Annotated in this window: 25 protein-coding genes and 1 pseudogene; 11 read left to right on the top strand and 15 right to left on the bottom strand. The window is 65.4% G+C overall.

What is annotated here, in order from left to right; all coding sequences use genetic code 11:
- Positions 1-31: 31 nt before the first annotated feature.
- Positions 32-1255: a 2-aminoethylphosphonate--pyruvate transaminase gene (locus HV711_RS23930; RefSeq protein ID WP_035486320.1), complete on the bottom strand. Its 1224-nt coding sequence runs from the start codon at positions 1253-1255 to the stop codon at positions 32-34.
- Positions 1256-1387: 132 nt separating this feature from the next.
- On the opposite strand from HV711_RS23930, the gene HV711_RS23935 reads away from it, so the two are divergent.
- Entirely contained in the window at positions 1388-2278 is an 891-nt protein-coding gene (locus tag HV711_RS23935) for a LysR substrate-binding domain-containing protein (RefSeq protein ID WP_013588237.1), read from the top strand.
- Between the two features lie 114 nt (positions 2279-2392).
- Here HV711_RS23935 and HV711_RS23940 read toward each other — a convergent pair whose 3' ends face one another.
- Positions 2393-3139 (bottom strand): glucose 1-dehydrogenase, encoded by a 747-nt coding sequence (locus tag HV711_RS23940; protein WP_013588236.1) that lies wholly within the window; start codon positions 3137-3139, stop codon positions 2393-2395.
- A gap of 587 nt (positions 3140-3726) precedes the next feature.
- Here HV711_RS23940 and HV711_RS23945 point away from each other — a divergent pair.
- On the top strand, positions 3727-5067 hold the full coding sequence (locus tag HV711_RS23945) for a TAXI family TRAP transporter solute-binding subunit (RefSeq protein ID WP_035480895.1): 1341 nt from the start codon (positions 3727-3729) through the stop codon (positions 5065-5067).
- A 68-nt stretch (positions 5068-5135) separates the two neighbouring features.
- Here HV711_RS23945 and HV711_RS23950 read toward each other — a convergent pair whose 3' ends face one another.
- From HV711_RS23950 to HV711_RS23965, 4 genes are all read right to left on the bottom strand, one after another.
- A complete protein-coding gene (locus tag HV711_RS23950; protein ID WP_035480896.1) occupies positions 5136-5960 on the bottom strand; it encodes a ProQ/FinO family protein in 825 nt (274 codons plus the stop codon).
- 105 nt (positions 5961-6065) lie between these two features.
- Complete coding sequence (gene hpnK, locus HV711_RS23955) at positions 6066-6947, bottom strand: hopanoid biosynthesis-associated protein HpnK (protein ID WP_051224185.1); 882 nt, start codon at positions 6945-6947, stop codon at positions 6066-6068.
- Entirely contained in the window at positions 6937-8310 is a 1374-nt protein-coding gene (hpnI, locus tag HV711_RS23960; protein WP_028363079.1) for a bacteriohopanetetrol glucosamine biosynthesis glycosyltransferase HpnI, read from the bottom strand. Before hpnI (HV711_RS23960) ends, hpnK begins: the two co-directional genes overlap by 11 nt.
- A gap of 11 nt (positions 8311-8321) precedes the next feature.
- Positions 8322-8672, bottom strand: coding sequence for a hypothetical protein (locus HV711_RS23965; protein ID WP_035480897.1), 351 nt, complete (start codon positions 8670-8672; stop codon positions 8322-8324).
- 436 nt (positions 8673-9108) lie between these two features.
- Here HV711_RS23965 and HV711_RS23970 point away from each other — a divergent pair, with 436 nt between their 5' ends.
- Together HV711_RS23970 and HV711_RS23975 are read left to right on the top strand one after the other, a co-directional pair.
- Entirely contained in the window at positions 9109-9768 is a 660-nt protein-coding gene (locus HV711_RS23970) for a response regulator (RefSeq protein WP_013588230.1), read from the top strand.
- On the top strand, positions 9768-11213 hold the full coding sequence (locus HV711_RS23975; RefSeq protein WP_175145274.1) for an ATP-binding protein: 1446 nt from the start codon (positions 9768-9770) through the stop codon (positions 11211-11213). Before HV711_RS23970 ends, HV711_RS23975 begins: the two co-directional genes overlap by 1 nt.
- On the opposite strand, the gene HV711_RS23980 is transcribed toward HV711_RS23975, so the two are convergent.
- The 4 genes from HV711_RS23980 to HV711_RS23995 all read right to left on the bottom strand — a co-directional run bounded on the left by HV711_RS23980 (position 11210) and on the right by HV711_RS23995 (position 15746).
- On the bottom strand, positions 11210-12313 hold the full coding sequence (locus tag HV711_RS23980) for a lysylphosphatidylglycerol synthase domain-containing protein (protein ID WP_035480900.1): 1104 nt from the start codon (positions 12311-12313) through the stop codon (positions 11210-11212). The genes HV711_RS23975 and HV711_RS23980 overlap by 4 nt on opposite strands.
- A gap of 186 nt (positions 12314-12499) precedes the next feature.
- On the bottom strand, positions 12500-13672 hold the full coding sequence (gene hpnI, locus HV711_RS23985) for a bacteriohopanetetrol glucosamine biosynthesis glycosyltransferase HpnI (RefSeq protein ID WP_028363075.1): 1173 nt from the start codon (positions 13670-13672) through the stop codon (positions 12500-12502).
- Positions 13669-15090: a hopanoid biosynthesis associated radical SAM protein HpnJ gene (hpnJ, locus tag HV711_RS23990; protein ID WP_013588226.1), complete on the bottom strand. Its 1422-nt coding sequence runs from the start codon at positions 15088-15090 to the stop codon at positions 13669-13671. Before hpnJ ends, hpnI (HV711_RS23985) begins: the two co-directional genes overlap by 4 nt.
- A gap of 452 nt (positions 15091-15542) precedes the next feature.
- Positions 15543-15746 (bottom strand): cold-shock protein, encoded by a 204-nt coding sequence (locus tag HV711_RS23995; RefSeq protein ID WP_013339388.1) that lies wholly within the window; start codon positions 15744-15746, stop codon positions 15543-15545.
- Positions 15747-16053: 307 nt separating this feature from the next.
- Between HV711_RS23995 and HV711_RS24000 the strand changes: the two genes are divergently transcribed.
- Both HV711_RS24000 and HV711_RS24005 read left to right on the top strand, forming a co-directional pair.
- Positions 16054-17499, top strand: coding sequence for an NAD-dependent succinate-semialdehyde dehydrogenase (locus HV711_RS24000; protein ID WP_013588225.1), 1446 nt, complete (start codon positions 16054-16056; stop codon positions 17497-17499).
- Between the two features lie 98 nt (positions 17500-17597).
- Complete coding sequence (locus HV711_RS24005) at positions 17598-18188, top strand: GNAT family N-acetyltransferase (RefSeq protein WP_035486184.1); 591 nt, start codon at positions 17598-17600, stop codon at positions 18186-18188.
- Between the two features lie 41 nt (positions 18189-18229).
- Here HV711_RS24005 and kdgT read toward each other — a convergent pair whose 3' ends face one another.
- Positions 18230-19246, bottom strand: coding sequence for a 2-keto-3-deoxygluconate transporter (kdgT, locus tag HV711_RS24010; RefSeq protein WP_035486186.1), 1017 nt, complete (start codon positions 19244-19246; stop codon positions 18230-18232).
- A 315-nt stretch (positions 19247-19561) separates the two neighbouring features.
- On the opposite strand from kdgT, the gene kduI reads away from it, so the two are divergent.
- The 3 genes from kduI to kdgR all read left to right on the top strand — a co-directional run bounded on the left by kduI (position 19562) and on the right by kdgR (position 22236).
- The gene (gene kduI / locus HV711_RS24015) at positions 19562-20398 is read left to right on the top strand and encodes a 5-dehydro-4-deoxy-D-glucuronate isomerase (RefSeq protein WP_035486190.1); all 837 of its coding nucleotides are present in this window, start codon (positions 19562-19564) and stop codon (positions 20396-20398) included.
- Positions 20399-20444: 46 nt separating this feature from the next.
- Complete coding sequence (kduD, locus tag HV711_RS24020; protein WP_013588222.1) at positions 20445-21245, top strand: 2-dehydro-3-deoxy-D-gluconate 5-dehydrogenase KduD; 801 nt, start codon at positions 20445-20447, stop codon at positions 21243-21245.
- A gap of 112 nt (positions 21246-21357) precedes the next feature.
- Entirely contained in the window at positions 21358-22236 is an 879-nt protein-coding gene (gene kdgR / locus HV711_RS24025) for a DNA-binding transcriptional regulator KdgR (RefSeq protein WP_063826583.1), read from the top strand.
- A gap of 118 nt (positions 22237-22354) precedes the next feature.
- Here kdgR and HV711_RS24030 read toward each other — a convergent pair whose 3' ends face one another.
- Positions 22355-22903, bottom strand: a complete 549-nt coding sequence (locus tag HV711_RS24030; RefSeq protein WP_013588220.1) for a cytochrome b — start codon at positions 22901-22903, stop codon at positions 22355-22357.
- Between the two features lie 660 nt (positions 22904-23563).
- Here HV711_RS24030 and HV711_RS24035 point away from each other — a divergent pair.
- Positions 23564-23935: a hypothetical protein gene (locus tag HV711_RS24035; protein ID WP_035486188.1), complete on the top strand. Its 372-nt coding sequence runs from the start codon at positions 23564-23566 to the stop codon at positions 23933-23935.
- Positions 23936-23996: 61 nt separating this feature from the next.
- Complete coding sequence (locus HV711_RS24040) at positions 23997-24266, top strand: hypothetical protein (RefSeq protein ID WP_013588217.1); 270 nt, start codon at positions 23997-23999, stop codon at positions 24264-24266.
- An 83-nt stretch (positions 24267-24349) separates the two neighbouring features.
- Here the strand turns inward: HV711_RS24040 and HV711_RS24045 are convergent, their stop codons facing one another.
- The 3 genes and pseudogenes from HV711_RS24045 to HV711_RS24055 all read right to left on the bottom strand — a co-directional run.
- Complete coding sequence (locus HV711_RS24045) at positions 24350-24601, bottom strand: hypothetical protein (protein WP_028363069.1); 252 nt, start codon at positions 24599-24601, stop codon at positions 24350-24352.
- A gap of 143 nt (positions 24602-24744) precedes the next feature.
- Positions 24745-25923: a 4-hydroxybenzoate 3-monooxygenase gene (locus HV711_RS24050; RefSeq protein WP_035486189.1), complete on the bottom strand. Its 1179-nt coding sequence runs from the start codon at positions 25921-25923 to the stop codon at positions 24745-24747.
- 255 nt (positions 25924-26178) lie between these two features.
- A pseudogene (locus HV711_RS24055) lies at positions 26179-26383 on the bottom strand (threonine ammonia-lyase, biosynthetic); the annotation flags it as partial.

Raw genomic sequence — 26383 nt, forward strand, 5'->3', positions numbered from 1 at the left:
TTCACTTGCCTTCGATGTGACCGGCGACCGTTCATGCGGCCTCGCCGAGCAGCTTACGTTCTTCAATGGCGGCCGTGGACGGCGCGGCGTGATCGACGCCCATCGCTTGCAACGAACTCGCACACGCGTTGACGACGCGGCGCATCACGTGCTCGTCGACTCGGCCGATGCAGCCGATGCGAAAACTCTCCACCACGGTCAGCTTGCCCGGATAAATGATGAAGCCCTGCTCCTTCATCAGCTCGTAGAAGCGCTCGAAACTGAACGACGGATGAGCCGGCGAGAAAAACGTCACGATAACCGGCGAGCGCCAGCGCGCGCTCAACAGCGGCTCGAAGCCGAGCTCACGCATGCCCGCGACCAGCACGTCGCGATTGTTCGCATAACGCGCGAGGCGCGCGGGCTGTCCGCCTTCCTGCCTGTAAAGCCGCAGCGCCTCCATGAACGCCGCGACCGCGTGGGTCGGCGGCGTGAAGCGCCATTGACCGGTGCGGTTCATCACGTCCCATTGATCGTGTACGTCGAGCGCGAGCGAATGGCTGCGGCCGCGCGCGTCGTGCAGCGCGCGCTTGCGCGCGATCACGAAGCCGAAACCGGGCACGCCCTCGATGCACTTGTTCGCCGACGAAACGAAGGCCTCGCACGCGATGTCGCGCACGTCGAGCGGCAGCGCGCCGAATGCGCTCATCGAATCGATCAGCAGCTTGCGGCCTTTGGCGGCGGTGACCTCGGCGATCTCTTCGATCGGATTGAGAATGCCCGAGCTCGTTTCGCAGTGCACGGCGACGACGTGCGTAATACTCGGGTCGGCGTCGAGCATGCGCTCGACTTCCGCGGCGCGCGGCGGCAGGTAGTCGCCCTTGTCGAGCACGGTTTGCGCGCGCCCGAGGTAACCCAACGTGGTCGCGATGCGTTTGCCGTATGCGCCGTTCGCGAGCACGAGCGCATGGCCGTCGCGCGGAACGAGGCTGCCGAGCATGGCCTCGACGCAATACGTGCCGCTGCCCTGCAACGGCACGCAATCGTATTCGCCGGCTTCGTTGCCCGCAATGTCGAGCAGGCTGCTGCGCAGTTGTGCGGTCATCGCGCGGAAGTCGCCGTCCCACGAGCCCCAGTCGCGCAACATCGCTTCTTTCGTCGACAAGGCGGTGGTGAGCGGGCCGGGCGTGAGCAGATAAGGCTCGCCTTGAGCCGGCGGCGCGCAGCTCGCGCCGTCGTGTGCGGGCGCCGGGGAACTGCCAGTCGCGCTTTGCATGCCGAATCTCCGGTCTTGCGGGTTGAGATACCGCTACAGTACCGGCGCGCGGCGCATCGGTAAAATCGATATAATCGATGCGTACATCGTAATTACTTATAGCGGGCCGCTTTCGCCGCGACGGAGGTTCACGTGCAATACGCGCAATTGCGGGCGTTTCATGCGGTCGCCGAACATGGCGGCTTTTCGCGGGCCGCACAGGCGCTGTCGCTGTCGCAGCCGGCGGTGTCCGATCATGTGCGGCGGCTCGAGCAGGATTACGGCGTGAAGCTGTTCGAGCGTGGGCCGCGCGGCGTCGAAACCACGGAGCTCGGGCTGCGGCTTTTCAGCGTGACGCGGCACATGCTCAGCTGCGAGCGCGACGCGCGGCAACTGCTCGAATCGGCGGGCGGGCTGGAGTCCGGCTCGCTGTCGCTCGCGGCGGACGCGCCCGATCTCGCCGTCGCGCTGATCAGCGCGTTTCGCAAGCTGCATCCGGGCATCGTGGTGACGCTGTCCATCGCGAACGCCGCGGACTGCATGCAGCGCGTGCTCTCGAGTGCCGTCGACGCCGCCATCACCGCCGCGCCGCAGGTGCATAGCCGGCTCCACTCGCGCGTGTTGCGCCGCGATCCGCTGGTGGCCATGGTGCCGGTGCGCTATCCGGTTGCGAAGAAACGCAAGCTCAGCTACCGCGAGCTCGTGCAGCAGCCGATGATTTTCCGCGAGCCGCAATCGGTCACGCAGCAATTGCTGGAAATCGAACTGGTGCGGGAGTCGCTGCAGGTCGAGCCGGTCATGTATGTGGACGGCCGCGAAGCGCTGGAGGAAGCGGTGGCCCAAGGCATGGGCGTGGGCGTGATCGCGCGCGCGGAATTCAACCAGTCGCGGCGCATCCGCATGATTCCGCTCGAAGACTGCCAGGTGCGCATGATCGAATCGCTGACGCGGCTCGCCGAGCGCCCGGGATCGAATCTGCTGGATGCGCTCTTTGCCGTGCAGTTGCCGGGCACCGAGTCGGTGAACGACACAGCGGACGCCTGACGAAAAAAGCGGCGCCCGCGGGCGCCGCTTGCCGGTACCGCATGGCTCTATTGGAGTAGCGAACGGCTCGTCAACGCTGGCCCAACCTTGGGCCAACCGCGAGCCGACGCCGGCTTAGCGCGCCCCGCCGCTCGCAATGATGCTTTCGCCGGTGAGCCAGCGTGCGTCGTCGGATGCGAGGAACGCGACCACATCCGCGATATCGTCCGGCTGGCCGATGCGGCCGAGCGGCGTCGTGCTGAGCGCCCACGCTTCGAGGTCCGAACCGATAATGCCCGCGCTATGCGTGCCTTCGGTCGCGACCATGCCCGGATTCACCGAGTTCACGCGGATCTTGCGCGGCCCCAGTTCCTTGGCGAGCACGCCGGTGATGCCGTCCACCGCGCCCTTCGTTGCCGTGTAGACCGCGCTGCCCGGCGGCGTGATGCGGCTCACCACCGAGCTCACGTTGACGATGCTCGCGCCTTCGCCCAGATGCTTGACCGCCGCCTGCGTGACGAGCAGCAGGCCCAGCACGTTTACATTGAAGTGCTTGTGGAAATGCTCTTCGGTGATGTCGTCGATCGGCGCAAATTCGTACACGCCCGAGTTATTGACGACGATATCCAGGCGGCCATACGTTTCGACGGCCGCGTCGATAATGCCCTTTGCATCCGCGGCTTTCGACACGTCGCCCGCCACGGCCACGGCCTTGCCGCCCGCGGCGGTGATGGCGGCGACCACTTCGTCCGCGCCCGCACGGCTCGACGCGTAGTTCACGACCACCGACGCGCCCTGTGCGGCCAACGCTTTCGCGATTGCCGCGCCGATCCCTTTCGATCCACCCGTTACGACTGCCACCTTGCCTGTAAGCTTGCTCATGATCGTGTGTCCCTTGATTGAGTTGGCGCCGGCGTGTTGCCGCGGAGATTCGCGGCACTCACGCTGCTTCAGCACGACGCTGCGGCGCTGGCACTGGTGACAATGTAGGGGGCGCGGCCTCGCGGATAAAGCGGCTGGCCGCGAATAGATACGTCAAGAGAACCGAACAATCGGCAAGCGCGGTGTAAGGCGGCTCCATTCGAGCCAGTGTCTGCGGGCTCGCGTGCCTTCAGCGCTTGCGCCTCAAGGCGTATGCAAGATGCACGGCGATGCTGAGCAGCACCGCCAACGCGCCCAAAGTATCCAATGCAGCGGACAACACGATCGTCTCCTCGGTAACCCTAACGACTCATGCTTCAGGAACGATTGGATGGCTTCCCGATTAAACGACTTTTGCGAGGAATGAGCAAAGGCACAGGCGAATTCGGTAGAGCCGCGGCCACGCCACCCGAACAAAGGCCTGACCGCGAGTGCCCAAAGCCGGCACCGCCGTCGGTCCATTGCGCCGTCAATAGAGCAAACTGCCGACGACAACTGCGCCTGCCGCAGTGGACAATGCCCCATTCCGGCCACCGTCCCGAATGCCTATGAAAGCGCCGCGTCCGCGCCGTCCGCCGCCGTTTCCCCGCGATCCGCTTCACGCCGAGTGGCGCGATCACACGCTGCCTTATATCGCCGCCGCCGCGCTGATCGTGCTGGTCGTCACGCTGATCGTGTGGCTCGTCGACCCGGCGCCGCCGAAAACCATCACGCTGAGCGCGGGTCCGCGCGACAGCTCGTTTGTCGTCGCCGCCGAACAATACAAGAAGATTCTCGCGCAAAACGGCATCACGCTGAACGTGCTGGAATCCGACGGCTCGGTGCAAAACCTGCAGCGCCTGCTGGACCCGAAGCAGCACGTCGACCTCGCGCTCGTGCAAGGCGGCGTGGCGAACGGACTCGATACGTCGTCGCTGATTTCGCTCGGCAGCGTGTTTTATGTGCCGGTCGTGGTGTTCTACCGCGGCACCGGCGTGACGCAGCTGTCCCAACTCGAAGGCAAGCGGATCGCGGTGGGCCGTGAAGGCAGCGGCACGCGCCTGCTCGCGCTGAAGCTGCTCGATGCAAACGGCATCCTGCCCGGCGGCGATACGACGCTCGTGCCGAGCGACGGCCTCCAGGCGGCCACCCAACTGGTGACGGGTGACGTCGACGCGGCCATTCTAAGCGGCGATTCCGCCACGCGCGGGCTGATGCTGCGCCTGCTTCGCGTGCCCGGCATTTCGGTGATGAATTTCGACGAAGCGGCCGCCTATACGCGGCTTTTTCCGTATCTGGATCAGATCGATCTGCCGCCCGGCGTGCTCGATCTGCGGCACAAGATTCCGCCCGAGACCGTGCACCTGGTCAGCCCGACGGTCGAGCTGGTCGCGCGAACCCGTCTGCATCCGGCTATCTCCGATCTGCTGATCGAAGCGGCGCAGGAGGTGCACGGCATGCCCGGCCTGTTGCAGCGCGCCGGACAGTTCCCGAGCCCGGTCGCGCATGAATATCAGATCAGCGAAGACGCGCAGCGCTATTACCACACGGGCAAGAGCTTCCTATACCGGACGCTGCCCTTCTGGCTCGCGAGCATCGGCGACCGGACGCTCGTGTTGCTGTTGCCGGTGGCCGTGCTGCTCTTTCCCGCGATGCGGCTGATTCCGGCGCTGTACCGGTGGCGCGTGCGCTCGCGCATCTATCGCTACTACGGCTCGCTGATTGCAATCGAGCGCGGCGCGCTCTCGCACACCACTGACGAAGAGCGCAAGCGGCTCTTCGCGGAACTGGATCAGATTGAGGAATCGCTGAACGGGCTGCGCATGCCCCTCGCGTATGCCGACGCGTTCTATGTGCTGCGCGAACATGTCGGCTTTGTGCGCAGCCGGCTCGGCGCGGCGGCGCGCTGAGCGGCCACCGGGAGCTTCAGGTGGCTCAAAGTGGCTTCGGGTGGCTTCCGATGGGCGCGGCCGCAGGCTCAGGCTTCCGGCGTGGCGGGAGCCGCCTCCGACAGATTGGCGGATTGAGCAGCAACTTTGTCGTCAGCCGACGCATCGGCTGCATCGGCTTGCGGCTGACTGTCGCCGTCCTGATGCGCGACGGCTTGCGAGGCTTCCGGTGCCGCGTCCTGCGGAACCTGCTCAGACGCCGCTTGCGCGGACACGTCCTTCTGCGTTTCGCCCGCTCCGGCCGCTGCCTTCGCGCTCTTCGCGGCGCGATGCGCCTGCAGGCGCTGCGCGCCCGCCGCTTCCTGAGCCGTGACCTTGCCGGCCTCGGCGCCCGTCAGATCGACCCGCGCGGCGCCTTCGACGAGACACTTCCAGTAGCGGCTGCCGCGGCACCACGTCTTGATCGCGTCGCGCAGTTCGGCTTCGCTCAGCGAGAGTTCTTTTGCATGCACGACGAGGTCTTCGAAGATGCCGACTTTCAGCGGCAGCTTCGGCGCCGGGTTCTTCGGAAACGCATTCGGGAAGCGCTTTTGCAGACGTCCAATGGACTTGACCACCGGATCCACCGGCCGTGCGTCTGCTGCCGGCGCCGCCGGTTTTGCCTGCGGCGCGCCGCGGCGCGGCTGCGCCGGCTTGCCCGCGGGCCGTGCGCCTGCCCTCGCGCCGGAACCCTTGCCCGTGCCGGGCTTTACGGCGTTAGCCGCGGGCTTGCCGTCGCTTCTGACATCGCGCCTTGCTTCCGACCTGCCCTCGGGCCTCGCGCCGGATTTGCCATCGCCCTTGGCGGCGGGCGCAGCCTGCGCGCGTGCCGCGGCCAGTTGCTTCTTCAGTTCAGCGAGTTGTTCGAAACCCATAGCGCACAACCAGATCGAGAAAGACGAGATTGTAGCAGCGCACCGCAAAGACGTTAGTGACGGCATTGCAACGCCGCGCGGGCTGCCTGCGGGAACCGGGACCGGTTAATCCACGAAAACATCTCCGAAAACATCGCTGAAACCGCCGACTCTGACGCCGAGGTGTCGGATCGCTCGGGCCACATCCGGCGAAAGCAGCGCCGCAAATTCGTCCGCGTGCCGGTAGTCGCGCATGCCGTCGGTCAACGCGCGCTCGCCCGGCACCGCGGGATGGCAGTAGATTTCGCCGACGCCGTCAGGCAGCGCGGCAAGCGCCGCCAGCCAGGCGGCTTCGTCCATACGGCCACTGCGGGCAATGCCGATCACATAATCGTTGTGACAGATGCCCGCGCGGTCGAGCCGCTTCCTCACCTGCGCGATCCACGGCTTGAGCCACAACGGCGCATTCGCTTCGAACGGCAGGCGCATCGCCTTCATGCCGAATTCGCGGCCGATCTCCAGAATGAGACCGAGCACCGTGGGATGCAGATGGAAATGCTTGTGTGTGTTCACATGGTCGAGCACGAGCCCGGTCTTCGCGAACGCCTCGAACTGCGCGCGGATTTCGCGCGCCAGCTGCTCACGCACGTGCGGCAACAAGAAGAACCGCACGCCGTCGCGCACCATGTTGCTGCCGAAACGGCCATGCTCGTCGACGAGAGCGGCGATGCCCTCGCGCGGCATGACGGCGTCGCCGTCGGCGAGCACGAGGTGCAGGCCCACGCGCAAGGACGGCAGCGCGCGGGCTCGCGCGAGCGCATCGGCCGCGGCGGGCGCGCCGACCATCAGGCTCGCCGCGGCGAGCACGCCGTCGCAATGTGCCTGTTCCACGGCCAGATTGACGCGCGGGTGCAGGCCGAAGTCGTCGGCCGTGACGATCAGCGCGCGCCGCTTCAGCGCTTTGGCATGGGATGCGTGACGCTCGATGGCCCGAAGGTCAACGGCCATCCGACGCCTCCATGACCTCGATCACGCGCAGCGATCTTGCGCGCGCCGTCGAAGGCGGCGTTTCGAGCGGCACCCGCGTGCCGCGCCACATCACATGCGAACCAAACCCGCCCGCGAACCACTGCAACAGCAAAAGCGTATCGCGCAACGGCACGAGCGGCAGATCGCGCCAGAACGCGCGCGCGAACGAGTCCCGGGCCGTTCCCGGCAGCGCGCCCTGCAACGCGGTCTGCTGACGTGCGGCGCGTGCATGCAACAGCACCCGCGCCGCGACGCCCGCCGCCGTACTGGCTGCGCCGACCAGAAGCGCCGAGCCGTGCACGCCGCCCTGCGCGCCCGCCGCGAGCGCAGCCGTCAGGCAGGCGCCGGCCATGAGCCACGGCGTCGGAAAAGTAATGAACAGGAAGGCGAAGCCGAGCGGATTCACCGAACGTATCGTGCGCAGCCAGCGCGTTTCGCGCTGCCAGAGCGCGGCGAATGTCGGCTCGATCACGTCGGTGGCCACCATCACGCGCGAGAGCACCGTTCGCAGTCCGAGCGCCCGCACATGCTCGGTGAGCCAGTAGTCGTCGGCGAGACAGTTTCTCAGCGCCTCGAAACCGCCGATGCGCTCGAGCGTCTCGCGCCGCAGCGCAAGCGTCGCGCCGAAGCCGAAGCGGCGCGATCCGGCCATATGCGCAACGCGTACCGAAGGCGCGAACCATTCGTTGATGAAGAGCGCGCCCACGCGCGACCAGAAGCCGCCCACGCCTCGCGCGACATAAAGACACGTGAGCACGCCGACGCGCGGGTCGGCAAGCGGCGCGGCGATGCTGTCCAGATAATCGGCTTCCACGGCGATGTCGCTGTCGGCCATCACAATCACGTCATGGCGCGCGTGCCTTGCCATATTGATGAGGTTGCTGACTTTGCGATTGCTGCCGTGCACGCGCGTATCGACGACGAGTTCGATGTCGAGCGCCGGATAGTCGGCCTGCAGGCGGTGCACGACGCTGATCGCCGGGTCGTCGGCGCAGCACACGCCGAGCACGAGCTGAAAATGCCCGTGACGCTGCTCGCAAAAGCTGCGCAGGTTTTCGTAGAGGCGCGGTTCGGCGCCGCATAGCGGCTTGAGCACGCTCACGCCCTGCTGCGCGACTGGGTAGGCGGCTTCCGAGGCCCTTGCGTCGAGATCCGCGCCGTGCACGGGTCGAAGGTGCACGCCTGCGGACGCGGCCTGCGCAAGCCGGGCAAAGCGCGAGCCTGCGCCGCGGCGCAGCATGAAGAACGGCATGGCAACCGCCGCCACGAGCACATACAGCGACGCGCCGACGCAGCCGGCAAGCAGAAGCCATTCGCATAGGGTCAATGCGTGCGCAGCCATTGGCGGGCCCGTCAGTGTCCGCGCAAGACGAACGGTTTGCCCGTGAGGCGCAAATGCAGGATGACGAGCCAGAGCCGTGGGCAGTCGGCCGCGATGACGATTGGCCGTGCATGGCTGCCGGCCGGACTCGCGTGACGGTCCGCGAGCGCCAGCTCGAATGCCGCCTGCCCCAACTGGCGCGCGACAATCACGCCGCCTGCCATGACGGCGAGCGCAGCGAGCCGGAAAGACGCGGAGACGAACAGGTGTTGTGCACCGGGCAGCATGGCCACCGTCAGGCACGCGAGCACGTCGGCGGCGAGCGCCGTGAGCGAGGCCACCATCAGGTGGGCGCGCAGCGTATCAGCGGTGACTGGCTTCATGGCTTCGTCCCGTGGCCTGATGAAAGCACCGTGCGGCTCGTGGCGAGCGGCCGATGCCGGCTTTGGGCGCATCCGCCGGCACCAACAGCATGGCCGGCGGGCCCCGTGCATTCCATCGATGTACTTACGATCGCGCCTCAGCAGTCCGACAGCGAAACGCGATGCTGCGTGCTTATGTCACTCATGCGACAGTCAGCTTTTGTTGGGCGATAGTATCGAGTCAAGCTGAAGGAAACCTTAAGCAAAGGCGCGGTATAAAGCAACTCCTGAACAGCATGGTTAAACTGCGAGGCGGCGGCGCTTGCTCCCGGGTTTGCTCCCGCGCTTGCTCCCGCATTTGCGCTTGCAACCGCTTTGCACACGCTGCGGGCGCCTTGCAGCAGACCCGCACGATGCGTGCCGCCGGCGAAAAAACCTCCAACGGAATCGATGCTCCATGCGTGTACTCCTCGTAGAAGACGACGACCTGATCGGCTGCGGAATCGAAGCCGGTCTGCGCCAGGCAGGCTTCACCGTCGACTGGGCGCGCGACGGCCACAAGGCCGGCCTCGCGCTCGACACCACGAGCTATGCGCTCGTCGTGCTCGATCTCGGCCTGCCGCGCGTATCCGGCATGGAACTGCTCAGGCGCTTGCGCGACGCCGGCAAGGACGTGCCGGTGCTGGTCCTGACTGCGCGCGGCACGGTGGTGGATCGCGTCGGCGGCCTCGAAGCGGGTGCCGACGACTACCTCGGCAAGCCGTTCGACCTGACGGAGCTGATTGCGCGCTGCCGCGCGCTGCTGCGACGCGCGCAAGGCCGCAGCGTCGATGTGATCCGCTATCGCGAGCTCTCGGTGAATCCGGCCGCGCAAGCCGTCGAGGTGGCGGGCAAGCGCGTGTCGCTCACGTCGCGCGAATGGGCGATCCTCATGCAGTTGCTGACCAATCAGGGCATTCCGCAATCGCGCTCGCGTCTGGAGGAAAGCCTGTACGGCTGGCAGGAAGAAATCGAAAGCAATGCCATCGAGGTGCACGTGTCGAACCTGCGCAAGAAGCTCGGCGCGCACCTTATCCGGACCGTGCGCAATATCGGCTACGTGGTGGAGAAAGAGTGATGGGCGCATCCATTCGGCGGCGGCTCATGCTGCTCGTGCTGGGCAGCATTGCATTCGTCTGGGCGATCGCGCTCGTGTCGAGCTATCGTCAGGCGACGCGCGAAGTCGCCGAATGGGAAGAAGCGCGGCTTGCCGAACTGGCGCAGATGCTGGCGCTCCTCGATCAGTCGAATCTCGCGACGCTCGCGAACGCGCACATCGACGTGCGCGAGGAAGAAAAAGGCGGCGAAATCAGCGCCAACGACACGGACGACGACGACTCGCTGCCGCGCGACGCCCTCTTCCAGGTGCGCGCGCGCAACGGCGAGGTCATCGCCGGCAGCCCGCCGCTGCACGCGCTCAATGCGTGGGACCTGCCGGTGCCGCCCGTCACCGGTACGCAGGACATCGTGCTGGGCGGCCAGACTTACCACTCGTTCACGCTGCGCGACACGGCGCTCGGGCACACGGTGCGCGTATTCGAGCAGGCCAATACGCGCAGCGACCTCGTGAGCGGAGTCGCGAGCCGGATCGCGCGCCCCGCGCTAATCGCGCTGCCGGTGCTGGCGCTGCTGGTGTGGTCCAGCATCGGCTGGGGTCTTGCGCCGCTGCGCGTGCTCTCCGATGCGATCCGCGCGCGCGACATCAACCGTCTCGAGCCCGTCGATATCGGCCACGCGCCGACCGAGGTCCGGCCGCTCGTCGACGCGATCAATCAACTGCTCGCGCGCCTGTTGCATTCGCTCGAACGCGAGCGCTCGTTTACTGCCGACGCCGCGCATGAGCTGAAGACGCCGCTCGCGGCCATCAAGGTTCAGGCACAGGTCGCGCTCGCGGAGCCCGACCCGGCACGCCAGCGGCTCGCCATGCAGCGCGTCGTGCAGGGCGTGGACCGCAGCGCGCGGCTCGCCGAGCAGTTGCTGTTGCTGGCGCGCCTCGACATGCACGAAAAATTGTCGAAGGCGCCGCTCGCGCCCGGCGCGCTCGCGAAAAACGCGCTGCTGGCGAATGCCGGCAATGCGCAGCAGAAAGACATTCACGTGACGCTCAATGGCGATATGCGCGCGCAGATCGACGCGGAGCCCGTGCTGATCGGTATTCTTTTCGACAATCTGCTGGATAACGCGATCAAATATGGCAGCGAGGGCGGCCGCATCGAAGTCGCGGTGCAGACGGTGCGGGCGCCGCACGGGTCGAAAACTGACCGCGTCGCGGTGAGCGTGCGCGACGACGGACCGGGCGTAGCGCCGGCCGACCTGGACCGCCTGACGAACCGTTTTTTTCGCGCGACGGCCAACCAGGCAACCGGCAGCGGCCTTGGGCTGTCGATCGTAGCGCGCATTGCGGAGCACTTCGGGGCGACCCTGCAGTTCGGCACCGGGCTGGAAGGACGTGGACTCGCCGTCGAAGTGTCGTTCCCTGCTTACACGAGCGAGCCCGCCGAGCGCTTCAAGCCCGCGGCCTAGCGGCGGTTCGCGTCGCCAGCCGCGCTGCTTTCCGCGAGTTCCGCCCGTGCGGGGCCGCTCTCCTCGGGATCCCCGGCGTGCGCATCGGCTCGCGACTCGCCGTGCGTCGCCCCAGCCGGCACCGGCGCAGGCGCGCGGTTCGCGGCTTCCGCAAACTGCCACGCAACGAGGCCCGGCACGAACATCAGCAGATCGCGTATGCGCCGCGCGCCGGCCAGCGCCAGACAGGTGGACGGGTCGAGGCCCAGCGCACCGCCGATCAGGATGAAACCGCCCTCCTGCACGCCGAGGCCGCCCGGCACGAAGAACGCGGCACTGCTGATCGCCTGGATCAGCGACTCGATCACGACGGCTTCGACCAGCGTCACGGGCGCACCGAGGAAATACAGCGCGAGCCAGATTTCGAGCGACGTCAGGAAGCATTGCAGCGGCTGCCAGCAGAACAGATAGCGCAGCACGACCCCGCGGCGCCGCCAGATCAGCTTGATTGCCTGATCGATCTGCGCGGACTGCCCGACGAGCGCGGCAAGCTTGCCGCTCGTGATGTGATTGAGCACGCGCGTCATGCGCTCGAACGGACTGGCGTGCTGCACGAGCGCGAACAGGACGAGAAGCGGCGTGAGCACGACGACGCCCCACGCGAGCTGCCCGGCGAGCCGCAGCGTGTCCGAATGCGCATGCGCGAACAGAAAGCCGATGCCGACCATGGTGAAGAGCAACTGGCTGATCACGGTCAACTGCATATCGGCGATGATGCTCGCCACCGCCGTGGACGGCCGCACGCCCCACCGTCTGAGCATGCGGAACGACACCACTTCTCCGCCGATGCGCGCGACCGGCAGCAGGCTGTTGACGGATTCCCGCACCCACACGAGGTGCAGCATGTCGAGCACGCGCGGCCGGTTGGCGCCGCGAATCAGCGAGCGCCAATCGCAGGCATTGGCGAGCATCGGCAGAACATGTGCGAGCGCCGCCACCACGAGACCCGCGCCGGCGGCCCGCAGCGCGCCGAGCACCGCAGCGGGATTGTCCCGCCAGACGAGCCACAGGGACACCACGAGGCCCGCCAGCGCGGCCACGCGGCCGAGATGCTTGATCATGCGCACACCTCCCGCGCGCGCGGCGTGCACCGGATTTGCCGCTTCGGATTCGATTCAGAAAAACTGCGCGTCATTGCTGCATAACCTGCATGGTTCGTCGCTTCTTTTGTCGCTGTTTTTGTCGCTGTTTTGTCGCTTTTTTCGTCACTGTTTTGTGGCTATTGCGTCGCTTGCCTGCTTCGTCTTTCACTCGTCGCGCGCGGCCGACAACAGGCCGTCGCTGTCCACCTCGAAGCTGAAGCCGCGCCACCTCACGCGCGAAGACCAGAAGCTCGCGACAAAGATCGCAAACGACACGATATCCCATATCGGCATCAGCCATAGGCCGCCCTGCCGGCGTCGCAAGGCGCGATCCACGCCGAGCTTCAACGCGAAGCGTGCCGCCACTGCAAGCCCCGCGATCAGCCACGCCCAACGCGCGCCGTCCGAGAACGCCACGGCCAGCAGCGCCAGCGCGAGCGGATGCATGAACACGGAGCCCAGATGGCCGAGCGGATCGACACTGCGGATGGTCCGGCTCCAGCGCAATTCATGCGAAAGCAATTTCCCGGCGCTCGACTCGACGCACGCGTGCGAGACCAGCATCGGCGGAATTGCCACCTTTTCGCCGGTTGCGCGCACTGCCTCGCCGATTGCATGGTCTTCCGCGAGATGGCGCACGAACGGCATGAAGCCGCCGATCTTCTCCAGGGTGGCGCGCCGCATCGCAATCGTCTGGCCAAAGCACGGCCGCGCGAGACCGAGCGCGAGTCCGGTGACGACACCGGGCAGAAACTGATAGTGCGTCGCCGCCGCCGACAGGCGCGGCCAGAAACCCGGATCCGGCGCGCCGCGATACACGCAGGTCACGAGCCCGACATCGGGCTTCTCCAGTTCGCCGACGATGTTGCGCAGATAGTCCGGCCCGACGCCCACGTCGCTGTCGGCGAACACGAGCACGTCGTGCCGCGCGTGCGGCAGCATGTTGAGGATGTTGCTGATCTTGCGGTTCGGCCCGTAGAGAGATGCGTCGGCGATGACGGTGATCTCCGCTTGCGGATGAAGGCGCCGCAGTTCGTCGACAGTTTGCAAGGCCGGGTCCGCTGCATCGTGCACGCCGAACAGGAACTGCACCGGGCCGGCGTAGTTCTGCTCGCAGAAAGTGGACAGATTGTGCAGCAGCGCCCACTCGCTGCCGTGCAGCGGCTTCACGACCGTCACGGGTGGAGAGTGCTGCGGCTCGGCCACCGCGCGCGCGAAAAAGCGCCCGATCAGCACGCTTGCAAGCAGCGTATAGCCGATGCCGAACACCGCGCTCGCGGCGCACACATACGCAGATGCATGGACAGACGCGGCGACGGCCCAAAGGGCGCCGTTCACGCCTCGTGCGCGCGCAGAAAGCGGAAAAATTCGACGCCTTCACGCAAGCGCCGTTTCATCATGTCCCAGCTCGTCAGCATTTCGCGCAGGATTTCCCAGATCTTCGACGGCCGGAAGTAGAAGCGTTTGTAGAAGTTTTCCAGCTGGTGATAAATCTCTTCGCGCGACAGATGCGGATAGCCGATGGCCGCCAGCTGAACGCCTTCCTTGCTGACGAGGTTGATGACCTTGTTTTCTTCGAGCCAGCCGTTTTCGACCGCCTGATCGTAAAGGCGCGTGCCCGGATACGGCGCGGCGAGCGACACCTGAATGGTGTGCGGATTGATCTCTTTCGCGTACTCGATCGTCTTCTGGATGGTCTCCTGGGTTTCGCCCGGAAGACCGAGAATGAACGTGCCGTGAATCTTGATGCCGAGCTTGCGGCAGTCTTCGCTGAAACGCCGCGCGATGTCCGTGCGCAGGCCCTTCTTGATATTCAGCAGGATCTGGTCGTCGCCGGATTCGTAGCCGACGAGCAAGAGGCGCAGACCGTTTTCCTTCATGATCTTGAGCGTCGAATACGGCACGTTGGCTTTCGCGTTGCACGACCACGTCACCCCGAGCTTGCCGAGACCACGGGCGATTTCTTCGACGCGCGGCTTGAAGTCGGTGAAGGTGTCGTCGTCGAACATGATCTCCTTTACTTCGGGCATGTTGTCGCGAATCCACTTCACTTCTTCGAGCACGTTTTCCACCGAGCGCGTGCGGTAGCGGTGCCCGCCCACGGTCTGCGGCCACAGGCAGAAGGTGCATTTCGAGCGGCAGCCGCGTCCCGTGTAGATCGACACATACGGGTGCTTCAGGTAGCCAATGAAATAGTTGTCGATCTTCAGATCGCGCTTGTAGACGGGCGCGACGAACGGCAGCTCGTCCATGTTCTCGAGGATCGGGCGGGCCGCGTTGTGCTCGATCGAGCCGTCGGCAGCGCGATAGCTGAGCCCGAGAATCTGCGCGAACGGTTTGCCCGCGGCCACTTCCTCGCAGGTGTAGTCGAATTCCTCGCGGCACACGAAGTCGATCGCCTCGCTCGCCGTCAGCGAATTGTGCGGATCGACGGCGACCTTCGCGCCCACCATGCCGATCAGGACCGATGGCTTGCGCTTTTTCAGGTCTTCGGCGAACAGCGCGTCGGTGGGAAAGGACGGCGTGCTCGTATGAATGACGACGAGCTCGTATTGCTGCGCGATGTCGAGCGTTGCCTCGACCGACAGGCCGTCGGCGGGCGCATCGAGCACACGGCTCTCGGCAACGAGTGCGGCCGGTTGTGCAAGCCACGTCGGATACCAGAACGAGCGGACTTCGCGCTTGGCCTGGTAGCGCGAACCGGCGCCACCATCGAAGCCGTCATACGAGGGCGCCTGCAAGAACAGAGTTTTCATGGATGCTCCAGCAAGCCGTGTAGCGGCGCCTGGTGTGGTCTGTCGAAAAACTGTCGGATGGCCGCTGCCCGCCGGGCGGCATGCAAAGGCCTATGTTCGCGCAGATGGTACGGAGCAAAGCTGAAGGAAACCTTAAGCTGAATAGTACACGCGGACCCTGTCTCGCGCCTGTCATTCGCGCCTGTCGCCGGGCATTACTACAAGATTTCGGCATGCTTACTAATTAGCCGCCGAGAACGGTCAAGCACGGCTAAGCACGGTGCATAAGCGGATCGGCGCAACACAGCCTGCCGCGCCGGCTCGGAGCCGGTTGGCATCGAGCCGGCATCGGCCGCGTCGGCCATGTCCGGGCGCGGCTCGGTCGGCGCTCGCGGTTACCCGCGCCGCGTGAGGCGCCGGCCTGCGGTTTGGCTATGCCGTTGCTGCTATTGCTGCTGCCGCTGCGCGCGCCCCTAGATCGGCTTGATGTCCGCTGCCTGCTTGCCCTTCGGCCCCTGCTTCACTTCGAAGCTGACCTTCTGGTTTTCCTGCAGCGATTTGAAACCCTCGGCGCGAATTTCCGAGAAATGGGCGAACAGGTCTTCACCTCCGTCGTCGGGTGTGATGAAGCCGAAGCCCTTCGCGTCGTTGAACCACTTCACTGTACCGGTAGGCATGTCGATTCCTCATGTGCATCGGGTTGACTGGAACTACCGCCTGACTGTAACTCTCTTCTGACGACTGCGCTTTGCCCGGGCCGCCACGCGCGAACCCTTGTCGTCCTCGTGCAGACGGGAACGGTAGCCCCAAGAAGAGACCACGCAAAATGCGTGCCGCACCGCGGCGGACCGGCGCGGCCGCCGGTGCGTTCGAGCACAATCAGATAAGATGTTTCCTTATCGGCAGTGCCTTTCCGGCCACACGCGCCCTGCTCGCTATCCGGGCGCCGCGCAGCCTGTCGTTTTCCCATTTACAGGAACCAGCATGGCAATTTCGAGCTACACCGATACCCGACTTCTCATCAACGGCGAGTGGTGCGATGCCGCAAGCGGCAAGACCATCGACGTTCTCAACCCCGCCACCGGCCAGGTCATCGGCAAGGTCGCACATGCCGGCATCGCCGACCTCGACCGCGCGCTCGAGGCGGCTCAACGCGGCTTCGAAGCATGGCGCAAGGTGCCCGCGCACGAGCGCGCGGCGGTGATGCGCAAGGCAGCGGCGCTCGTGCGCGAGCGCGCATCGGACATTGGCCGCCTGATGACGCAGGAACAGGGCAAACCGTTCGCCGAAGCGAAGATAGAAGTGCTGGCCGCCGCCGACATCATCGAATGGTTCGCCGACGAAGGCCGCCGCCTCTATGGCCGCGTGGTGCCCTCGCGCAATCTGGCGGCGCAGCAACTCGTGCTGAAGGAGCCGATCGGCCCGGTCGCCGCCTTCACGCCGTGGAATTTCCCGGTCAACCAGATCGTGCGCAAGCTGAGCGCCGCGCTCGCGAGCGGCTGCTCGTTCCTCGTGAAGGCGCCGGAGGAAACCCCGGCGTCGCCGGCAGGCCTCCTGCAGGCTTTCGTCGAAGCGGGTGTGCCGGCCGGCACGGTGGGCCTCGTGTTCGGCGACCCCGCCGAAATCTCGAGCTACCTGATTCCGCATCCGGTCATCCGCAAGGTCACGTTCACCGGCTCGACGCCGGTCGGCAAGCAACTGGCCGCGCTGGCCGGCGCGCACATGAAGCGCGCCACCATGGAGCTGGGCGGTCACGCGCCCGTCATCGTGGCTGAAGACGCCGACGTCGCGCTTGCCGTGAAGGCCGCGGGCGGCGCCAAGTTCCGCAACGCGGGCCAGGTGTGCATTTCGCCCACGCGTTTTCTCGTGCACAACAGCATTCGCGAGGAGTTCGCCGCAGCGCTCGTCAAACACGCCGAAAGCCTCAAGCTCGGCGACGGTCTCGCGGAAGGCACGACTCTCGGGCCGCTCGCGAACGCACGCCGTCTGACGGCCATGAGCAAGGTGCTCGACGACGCGCGCAAGACCGGTGCGAAGATCGAAACGGGCGGCGAGCGCGTCGGCTCGGAAGGCAACTTCTTCGCGCCGACGGTGCTCACGAACGTGTCGCTGGAAGCGGACGTGTTCAACAACGAGCCGTTCGGCCCGATCGCCGCGATCCGCGGTTTCGACAAGCTGGAAGAAGCGATTGCCGAGGCCAACCGGCTGCCGTTCGGTCTCGCCGGCTACGCGTTCACGAAGTCGTTCAGCAACGTGCATCTGCTGTCGCAGCAGCTCGAAGTCGGCATGCTGTGGATCAACCAGCCGGCCACGCCCACGCCGGAAATGCCGTTCGGCGGCGTGAAGGATTCGGGCTACGGTTCGGAAGGCGGACCGGAAGCGATGGAAGCGTATCTGGTCACGAAGGCCGTCACGGTGATGTCGTCGTAATACAGGTAGTCGGGCACTGCGTGGACACGAGCAGTGCCCGAGCCCCGCTCCCCTAGGTCCGCGGGTTCCGGCTCGCGGACCTTTTTGTTTGGAACTTCATGCAACCCACACTGACAGGCAATACGGTCGAACTGCGACCTCTGGAGCGCGCTCATGCGAAGGCGCTGCTCGCGGCAGCCGCCGACGGCCAATTGTGGAACCTGAAGCTGACTGTCGTGCCGGGACCGAACACGATCGACAGCTATATCGACACTGCTTTGGCGGGACGCGACGCGGCAACGGGGATGCCGTTCGTGATCGTGCGCCGCGATACCGGCGCGATTGTCGGCAGCACGCGGTTCTGGAAAATCGACCGCGCGAATCGCAAGCTTGAAATCGGCCACACGTGGCTCGCGGAATCGGCGCAACGCTCCGCCGTGAACACCGAGGCGAAATATCTGCTCCTCTGCCACGCCTTTGAAACGATGCAATGCGTGCGCGTGCAGTTCACCACCGACGAGCTCAACGAAAGGTCGCGCGCGGCGATTCTGCGGCTCGGCGCGCAGCAGGAAGGCGTGGTGCGCCACGAGCGCATCATGCCGGACGGACGCAAGCGCAACTCCGTGCGCTTTAGCATCATCGACGACGAATGGGCGCGCGTTAAGGCCACGCTCGAGGCCCGGCTCAAAACGACGCCCAGGCCGCGCTGAAGCGGCCCGGGCTTAGCCGCGGCGTTGGCGCCCGGCTCGTGTTACACCTGCACGTCGCCTTCCTTCAGCGGCCGCGCGGCCGGGCTTAGCAGCTCCTCGCGCAGCGCATCGCGCGTCGAATGGCGGCGCACCCACACCGCGGTCAGCATCGGCACGAGAATCGCGGTCACGAGACAGGCCGTGGCGACCATCGCGGTCGCCGCCGGCACGAGCGGCCTGAAGCTCGGAATCATCTCGCCGATGATCGCCGGATTGGCCACCGCCGCGCCCGCCGTGGACGAAGCCGCCAACCCCGCCGCGCCATTGCCGCCCGCAATCCAGCGATCCGCGAGAATCAGCGGAATGCCGGTCACGACGATCACGGCGAGCCCGAGCAGCACGCCCGCCATGCCGCTCTTCGCGATCACGGCGAGGTCGATGCCGTTGCCGAGCGCGAAGCCGAAAAACGGAATCAGCGGATGCACGCAGCGGCCGAAAAACTCACGCAGGTCGCTGTCGATATTGCCGAGCGCAAAGCCGATCAGAAACGGCAGCACCGCGCCGACGAAAAGCCGCGGCTCGAAGAACGCCACGCCCGCCGCGCCGAGAATGATCATGCTGACGAGCGGCCCCGACTCGACCGACATCAGCACGAACGCGCCGGCCTCCTCTTTCGTGCCGTACTGCTGCATCACCGCGGCGTAGAGACCGCCGTTGGTCATGTCCATCGACGTGGTGATCGCGAGCACCGAGAGGCCGGCGAAGAGCCCCGCCTTGATGCCGTCGACCGGAATGAAATGCGACGCCACGATGGTCGCGATCCACGCGACTACCATCTTGGTGACGAGCAGCGTGCCGGACTTGCGCAGCACCGTGCCGGTGGCACGCAAATCGATCGTCGCGCCCATGCAGAAGAACCACACCGCAAGAATCGGCACCGTGCCGGCAATCAGTCCGTTGGTGAACGAGCCGAAATACTTGCCCGCGCCGGGCGCGAACGTGTGAACGCAAGCGCCGAGCAGCAACGGCACGAGCATCAGGCCGCCAGGAATGCGGTCGATGGCCTTCTTAAGCTTCATTGTCTCCTCCGTGGACTTGTGGTCCGGTGATCGGGTGACTGCACCTTGCGTAAGAACCGGTCTTGCGCCGGCTGCTCCCTTTCGGCGCAATATAGCATTGTGAGAGGAACGGCGTTCCGATTTTTTCCATTGCCGCGATCATCGTTTACCCGGCTTACCATTACCGGCGTCGACCCGCGACTCACGCGTCCCAATTTTTTCTGGACCACCGTTCCGAAACAACGAATAACGCGCTACAGTCGAGCCCATACGTGCGCCGCCGCCGACGTGCGGCGAGGCGGCTCACTCACCGGAGACCCGATCGTGGAAGCAACCCTGCAAGTGAGGCAAGCCATCAACAGCGAATACGCGAAGACGCTCGACACCGCCGGGCTGCGCAACGCGTTCCTCGTCGACCCGGTGTTCGAGCGCGATGCGCTGCGCCTCACGTATAGCCACATCGACCGCATCATCGTGGGCGGCGTGTGGCCGGCCACGCGCGCCGTCGAGGTGCCCGGCTCGCTCGGCAAAGCGATCGGGGTCCACTCTCTGCTCGAGCGGCGGGAATTGGGCGCAATCAACATCGGCGGCGACGGCTGGGTGGACGTGGACGGCACGCGCTACACGGTGCGCAACGAGGAAGCGATCTACATCGGCCGCGGCGCGCAGGCGGTGGCCTTCGGCAGCGACGACGCCGCGCGGCCCGCAAAGTTCTACCTGAACTGCGCGCCCGCGCACGCGTCGCATCCCACGCGCACCATTTCGCTTGCGGAAGCCTCGCCGCAATCGCTTGGCGATGCCGCCACCGGCAACCGCCGCACCATCTACAAGTTCATCGTGCCGGAAGTCCTGCCCACCTGTCAGCTGTCGATGGGTATGACGAGGCTGGAACCGGGCAGTCTCTGGAACACCATGCCCTGCCATACGCACGAACGGCGCATGGAGGTCTATTTCTATTTCAATATCGCCGACGACGCCGCGGTCTTTCACATGATGGGCGAGCCGAACGAGACGCGGCACATCGTCGTGCATAACGAACAGGCCGTGATCTCGCCGAGCTGGTCGATCCACTCGGGCGTCGGCACGCGCGCCTACACGTTCATCTGGGGCATGGTCGGCGAAAACCAGGTATTCGGCGACATGGACCACATCGCCGTGCAGGATTTGCGCTGAGCGCTGCGCTTGCGCATCGGCTGGTTATGAGCACTCCACACATGACATGGGCTTTGATACTGTGAATCTCTCTGCCACGAACCGCGTTGCGTCCCATCCGTTCGATCTCAGCGGCAAGGTTGCCGTCGTCACCGGCAGCAACGCCGGGCTCGGCGCCGGCATGGCGGTCGCACTTGCCGAGGCGGGCTGCGACATCGTCGGCGTATCGCGTGCCGACGCCGGCGAGACGCCCGCGCGCGTCACCGCCGCCGGCCGCCGGTTCGCGGACGTGCGCGCCGATCTGGCTTCGATCGCGCCGGTCGACGACATCGTGCGGGCCGCCGTGGAAGCGTTCGGACGCGTCGACGTGCTGGTGAACAACGCGGGCATCATCCGCCGCGAGGACGCGCTCGACTTCAGCGAGGACGACTGGGACGCCGTCATGGACGTGAACCTGAAGAGCCTGTTCTTTCTCGCGCAGGCGGCCGCGCGGCAATTCGTGCGCCAGCAAGGCGGCGGCAAGATCATCAACATCGCGTCCATGCTGTCCTTCCAGGGCGGTATCCGCGTCGCGTCGTATACGGCGGCGAAAAGCGGCGTGCTAGGTCTCACGCGGCTCCTTGCAAACGAATGGGCGGCAGAGCGCATCAACGTGAACGCCATCGCGCCGGGCTATATGGCGACGGCGAACACGGCCGCCTTGCGCGACGACGCGCAGCGCAACGACGAAATCCTGAGCCGCATTCCGGCCGGCCGCTGGGGCGCGCCCGCCGATCTCGCGGGGCCGGTGGTTTTTCTTGCGTCGTCGGCATCGGACTACGTGCATGGGCATACACTGGCGGTAGACGGCGGATGGCTCGCGCGCTGACCCGGCGCGAGACGCAAGACGCGATAGGTTCGCGGCGCCTGCAAGGCGCGGTATGCTCGCGGCGCCCGCGAGAAGGCGGCACAGACTAGCGTTGAATCAGGAAATCACGGAAATGGCAGCAAGCGGCAGACAGCAGCGCAAGGACGACTCCCCGCTCCTCGCGCACGACGCGGACGGCGTCGAATCCGGCAGCGACAAAGGCGAATCAGCTTCGTCGATTGGCCGCGTGTTCGCGATTCTCGGCGCGATCGGCGAGCACGGGCAGATCGGCATCAGCGAACTGTCGCAACGGCTCGGCCTGTCGAAAACCACCGTGCATCGCGTGGTGCAGACGCTCAAGGCGCTCGGCTACGTCACGCAGGAAGTGGAGACCGAGCGCTACCGCCTCACCATTCGCCTCTTCGAACTCGGCTCAAAGGCGCTGGAAAGCGTGGATCTCGTGCGCGAAGCCGATGTGGAAATGCGCCGCATCGGCCAGTTGACGCGCGAGGCGGTGCACCTCGGTGCATTCGACGAAGACGCCATCATCTACATCCACAAGATCGATGCCGATTACGGACTGCGCATGCAGTCGCGCATTGGCCGGCGCAATCCGCTTCATAGCACGGCGATCGGCAAGGTGCTGCTCGCCTGGATGGATCCCGCCGACGCGCGCGAGGTGCTCTCGCACGTCGAATTGCGCAAGTCGACGCAAAAGACGCTCGCCTCAGCCGAGGCAGTGCTGAGCATCCTGCCGCGCGTTCGCGAGCAAGGTTACGGCGAGGACAACGAGGAACAGGAAGAAGGCTTGCAGTGTCTCGCGGTGCCGGTGTTCGACCGTTTCGGCCGGGTGATCGCGGGTCTGTCGATTTCGTTTCCGACCATGCGTTGCGGCGCCGACACGAAGTCGCATTACGTCGCGCTGCTGCGCGAGTCGGGCCTCGCGATTTCCACGCGGCTCGGTTATCGCGAAGCGGCCGCGCCGCAGCCGGCGGCCGCCGAACCAGGTTGAGGCGGTAATCGTGCAGCACTCACGCGGCGCGTGAGGCAGCGCGGCGGCGCGGCTTCACGCCGAGGCAGATAGGAGACAGGAGACAGGACGGCGGCAACCGCCATCACATCACCGGGAGTCAAGGCAGCATGCGCTGCAAGACGCCGTCCTTCAGCACGAGGCGATGAAAGAGCGCTCCCGCCACATGCAGACCGATCAGCACGAGCAGCGCCCACGCGAGAATGCCGTGGATGTCGCCCATCGCGTGGCCGACGCTCGAACCCACAGGCGAAAGCGCCGGATAAGGCAGCACGCCCAATAGCTTGACCGTCCAGCCGCGCGACGATGCATTCGCCCAGCCGAGCACCGGCACGATGACGAGCGCGAGATACAGCAGCCCGTGCGTGATATGCGAGACCGCGCTGAAGAACGGCGACACAGGTGCCGGCGCCGGGCGATGCGTGACTCGCCACACGATTCGCAGCACGACCACCGCCACCAACGCTGCGCCGACGCCGAGATGCCACGCGATCAGCCCATCCGGCACCGTACCCTTGTGAATATCCGGCATCGTCCAGCCGATCACGAACTGGGCGGCGATCAACAGGACCACCAGCCAGTGAAGCAATTTGGCGACGCCGTCATAGCCGGGCGCATAACGGGGCGAATTCGTATCTAAGGATTGCATGTTGACTGGACCTATCGTCTTTCTCTTTGCGTCGTGGGAAGCGCGTGTCGCGCCAGCGGGGGAGTCAGTATGCTACCTGGCGAATATTAATAGAAGCTGAACGGCCGCCGCAGCAGGCGCCTCGTGCGCCGCGGTGTCGCACGAGAGCCCGCGTAGAACGCCAGTCTGCAACCGAATGTATCCGCATAGCATAGCCGCGGCGCCTTGCCGCGAGCGCCGCTTTTCAGCGTCCGCTGCGCTTAGCCGTTCTGCCGCTCCGGAAGCTGCAAGGCGCGCGCTCCAGGGCTTTTCGTCGCGCGCTCAAGGGCTTGCCTGCGGCGCGCAGACCATGGCCGCCCGTTTCACCGTTCTCGCGCGCCCTTACCTGTCGGCAGCACGCGCAAGCCGTCCGCACGGTGCAATCGACACGTCCTGTTACACACGAACACAACGGTAATACCGCCTCTCAGTAGAGTTCGGATCAACAGGAAAGAGGAGCACTGTCATGAAACGAATTTTTGCACTGGTCATTGTGGCGGCAACGCTCGGCACGGCATTGAGCGGCTGCATCGTCGTGCCCGAAGGCGGCTATCACGACCATTACCGTTACCACGACCGTTACTGATCGCGACTCGCGCCGCACCGTCCACACTCAATCATAAAAACGCGGGAATCAATAACATGAACTCATCACGAAGCCGCTTGCTGTCTATTGCGCTCGTCGCCGGTCTTGGCATCGGGGCGTCGTCCGCCGCACTCGCTCACGTCGACGTCGGCGTGAACATCGGCGTTCCGGGTGTCGTCTATGCACCCGAGCCGGTCTATGCGCCGCCTCCGCCCGTCTATGCGCCGCCGCCCCCGGTAGTGGTCGTGAGTCCGGGCTGGTACGGCGACCGCTACTACGACGGTCACCGGTACTGGGAACGCCGTGAATGGGAAGAGCGTCACCGCGAACGCGAGTGGCGCGACGCGCGCGGCCCGCATGGAGACTGGCGCGGCCGCGACGAGTGGCACGGCCATGGCGGGTGGCACGGTCACGGCGGCGACCATTGAGGCGCGGCGACCGCGCCGCGCCGTGAGCGACTCCGCGTCAACACCTTGCAGGAGCAACACTTTGCTACGCACTGACCCACGACGCGTCACCGCGCAGATCGACGGCATGCTCGTCTGCGCGGAATACAGCGAGCAGACCGGCCAATTATGCCTGCGCCAGGACGGTGCGCTCGTTCGCGAATGGTTTCCACCGCATTCGTGGATCGCCATTGCATCGGTGGCCGGCGCGCGGCACTGGGGCACGCGGCCGACCGACGACGACCTGCTCGCGCTGTTGCGCAACGAGATCACCTTGTTGCGCTCGCCGCAAGCGGATGCGATTCAGAAATAGAAAACAGGAATAGGAAATAAGAAAAGCGCGCGGCGCATGATGCGTCGCGCGCTTTTTTATCGGCGCCTGCTTGCAGCTAGTGCTCAGCGCACGTTGTAAACCGGCGGCGAGTAAGAGCTGAACGTGATGTCGCCGCCGCGGCCCGCTTGCCAGGTGCCATGGCTGTCCGAACCATAGCCGCTGTGGACTGCCTGCACGGCGTCCTGCTGAGCCGCCGCCTGGCTTTGCGGTACCTGCGCACCTTGCGGCGCGGCTTGTCCCACGTTCTGCGCCATCGAGGCGATCGGCGCCCCCAGCACCACGGCAACAGCAACAGCGCGAATAAGCGATTTCATTTCACCACCTCCGGTCATGTCTTTATCGGTGCCGCGAGCGGGATTCGTTCGTAGCGATGGAGGCAGTGTAGGTTCGTCGCAGCAGGCGATAAATCCGCTAATCCTGAATTCACTGTTGCTGTTGGCCCGACAATCGCTCGCGGCTAATCTTCCCGCACCGCCACGCCCACATAGTTCTCCGCCATCACCGTGGCCGCGGAGCGCGACGTCGTCACGTATTCCAGTTCGGCCACCTGGAGCTGCTGCTCGAACGGCGACGCACCCTCGATGCGATGCATCATGCTCGTCATCCAGTACGAGAAATGTTCGGCGCGCCAGATGCGCTTGAGCGCCGTTTCGCTGTAGCGCTCGAGCAGGTCCGTGCGATTTTCGACGTAGAACGCGTTCAATGCCTTCGTGAGCAGACGCACGTCGGCGACGGCCAGGTTCATGCCTTTTGCGCCGGTGGGCGGCACGATGTGCGCGGCGTCGCCTGCAAGAAAGAGCCGGCCGTGCTGCATCGTCGCCGAGACGAAGCTGCGCATGCCGACAATGTTTTTCTGGAAGATCTTGCCGTCCACCACATGCTGGCCATCGTGCGAATCGACGCGTGCGTGCAGTTCGGCCCAGATGCGATCGTCGGACCAGTTGTCGACGGAATCCTTCGGGTCGCACTGGAAATACATGCGCTGCACGTTGGCCGAGCGCGTGCTGATCAACGCAAAGCCGCGGTCGTGGCGCGCGTAAATGAGTTCATCCGATGACGGCGGCCCTTCGCATAGGATACCGAACCATCCAAACGGGTAAACGCGTTCGTAGTCCCGCCGCAGCGCCTGCGGAATCGACGCACGCGATACTCCCTGCGAGCCGTCGCAACCGATCACGAAGTCGCATTGCAGCTCGCAGGCCTCGCCTTCGTGGCGATAGCGGATCGACGGCTTGTCGGTGTCGATATCATGCAGCGACGTGTCCGACACACCGAAGCGCAATGCGCCACCCGCCGCTACGCGCGCCGCGACCAGATCCTTGATGACCTCGTGCTGAGCGTACACGGTGATCGAGTGGCCTGTGAGTCCGGTGAGGTCGATGCGCCGGCGCTTGCCTTGGAACGCAAGCTCGAAGCCGTGATGCAGCGCGCCCTCGGCCTTCATCCGCTCGCCGACGCCGGCCTGAGTCAGCAGATCCATCGTGCCCTGCTCCAGCACGCCCGCGCGAATCGTCGATTCGATCTGCTCGCGCGTGCGGGTTTCGAGCACGACCGACTCGATACCGCGCAAATGGAGAAGATGAGAAAGAAGCAGGCCCGCCGGCCCTGCACCGATAATGCCAACCTGGGTGCGCATGATGTGTCTCCTGTGTGCAAATTTGATTTGAGACAAGTTTGACAATCGCAGGGGCTATCGCGCAACGCGATATGGCGGATAGGCTGTATCTCGTTTTTAGATAACGCACGGGCCGTGCAAAGTGGCTGGAACGCCGCCAGCACGGCGCACTGCCCTGCTGACGGCGTTTGCGCCGCGGCCACGGTGTATCCGCTCCGAGCGCGCACGCACGTGGCACTCAAGGTAAACCCCGAGCACGCGCTGCGCTCAACAGCCTCAACCCAGGAACAGCCGATAAACCGGATTCTGCGTCTCTTCCCAGTACGGATACCCGAGCGTTGCGAGGAATCGGTCGAACTCCGCCTTATCGGCTTCCGGCACCTGAATGCCGACGAGAATCGAGCTGTAATCCGCGCCCTGGTTCCGGTAGTGAAAGAGGCTGATGTTCCAGTCGGGCGCCATCGACGACAGAAACTTCATC

It is taken from the genome of Paraburkholderia phenoliruptrix (genome assembly GCF_902859825.1).
Classification (GTDB): domain Bacteria; phylum Pseudomonadota; class Gammaproteobacteria; order Burkholderiales; family Burkholderiaceae; genus Paraburkholderia; species Paraburkholderia phenoliruptrix.

Excerpts from the sequence above, each read along its gene's own strand:
- HV711_RS23930 (WP_035486320.1), bottom strand. The coding sequence starts at position 1,255 with ATGCAAAGCGCGACTGGCAGTTCCCCGGCGCCCGCACACGACGGCGCG.
- HV711_RS23940 (WP_013588236.1), bottom strand. The coding sequence starts at position 3,139 with ATGAGCAAGCTTACAGGCAAGGTGGCAGTCGTAACGGGTGGATCGAAA.
- HV711_RS23945 (WP_035480895.1), top strand. The coding sequence starts at position 3,727 with ATGAAAGCGCCGCGTCCGCGCCGTCCGCCGCCGTTTCCCCGCGATCCG.
- HV711_RS23950 (WP_035480896.1), bottom strand. The coding sequence starts at position 5,960 with ATGGGTTTCGAACAACTCGCTGAACTGAAGAAGCAACTGGCCGCGGCA.
- hpnK (WP_051224185.1), bottom strand. The coding sequence starts at position 6,947 with ATGGCCGTTGACCTTCGGGCCATCGAGCGTCACGCATCCCATGCCAAA.
- hpnI (WP_028363079.1), bottom strand. The coding sequence starts at position 8,310 with ATGGCTGCGCACGCATTGACCCTATGCGAATGGCTTCTGCTTGCCGGC.
- HV711_RS23965 (WP_035480897.1), bottom strand. The coding sequence starts at position 8,672 with ATGAAGCCAGTCACCGCTGATACGCTGCGCGCCCACCTGATGGTGGCC.
- HV711_RS23970 (WP_013588230.1), top strand. The coding sequence starts at position 9,109 with ATGCGTGTACTCCTCGTAGAAGACGACGACCTGATCGGCTGCGGAATC.
- HV711_RS23975 (WP_175145274.1), top strand. The coding sequence starts at position 9,768 with ATGGGCGCATCCATTCGGCGGCGGCTCATGCTGCTCGTGCTGGGCAGC.
- HV711_RS23980 (WP_035480900.1), bottom strand. The coding sequence starts at position 12,313 with ATGATCAAGCATCTCGGCCGCGTGGCCGCGCTGGCGGGCCTCGTGGTG.
- hpnJ (WP_013588226.1), bottom strand. The coding sequence starts at position 15,090 with ATGAAAACTCTGTTCTTGCAGGCGCCCTCGTATGACGGCTTCGATGGT.
- HV711_RS23995 (WP_013339388.1), bottom strand. The coding sequence starts at position 15,746 with ATGCCTACCGGTACAGTGAAGTGGTTCAACGACGCGAAGGGCTTCGGC.
- HV711_RS24000 (WP_013588225.1), top strand. The coding sequence starts at position 16,054 with ATGGCAATTTCGAGCTACACCGATACCCGACTTCTCATCAACGGCGAG.
- HV711_RS24005 (WP_035486184.1), top strand. The coding sequence starts at position 17,598 with ATGCAACCCACACTGACAGGCAATACGGTCGAACTGCGACCTCTGGAG.
- kdgT (WP_035486186.1), bottom strand. The coding sequence starts at position 19,246 with ATGAAGCTTAAGAAGGCCATCGACCGCATTCCTGGCGGCCTGATGCTC.
- kduD (WP_013588222.1), top strand. The coding sequence starts at position 20,445 with ATGGGCTTTGATACTGTGAATCTCTCTGCCACGAACCGCGTTGCGTCC.
- kdgR (WP_063826583.1), top strand. The coding sequence starts at position 21,358 with ATGGCAGCAAGCGGCAGACAGCAGCGCAAGGACGACTCCCCGCTCCTC.
- HV711_RS24030 (WP_013588220.1), bottom strand. The coding sequence starts at position 22,903 with ATGCAATCCTTAGATACGAATTCGCCCCGTTATGCGCCCGGCTATGAC.
- HV711_RS24035 (WP_035486188.1), top strand. The coding sequence starts at position 23,564 with ATGAACTCATCACGAAGCCGCTTGCTGTCTATTGCGCTCGTCGCCGGT.
- HV711_RS24045 (WP_028363069.1), bottom strand. The coding sequence starts at position 24,601 with ATGAAATCGCTTATTCGCGCTGTTGCTGTTGCCGTGGTGCTGGGGGCG.
- HV711_RS24050 (WP_035486189.1), bottom strand. The coding sequence starts at position 25,923 with ATGCGCACCCAGGTTGGCATTATCGGTGCAGGGCCGGCGGGCCTGCTT.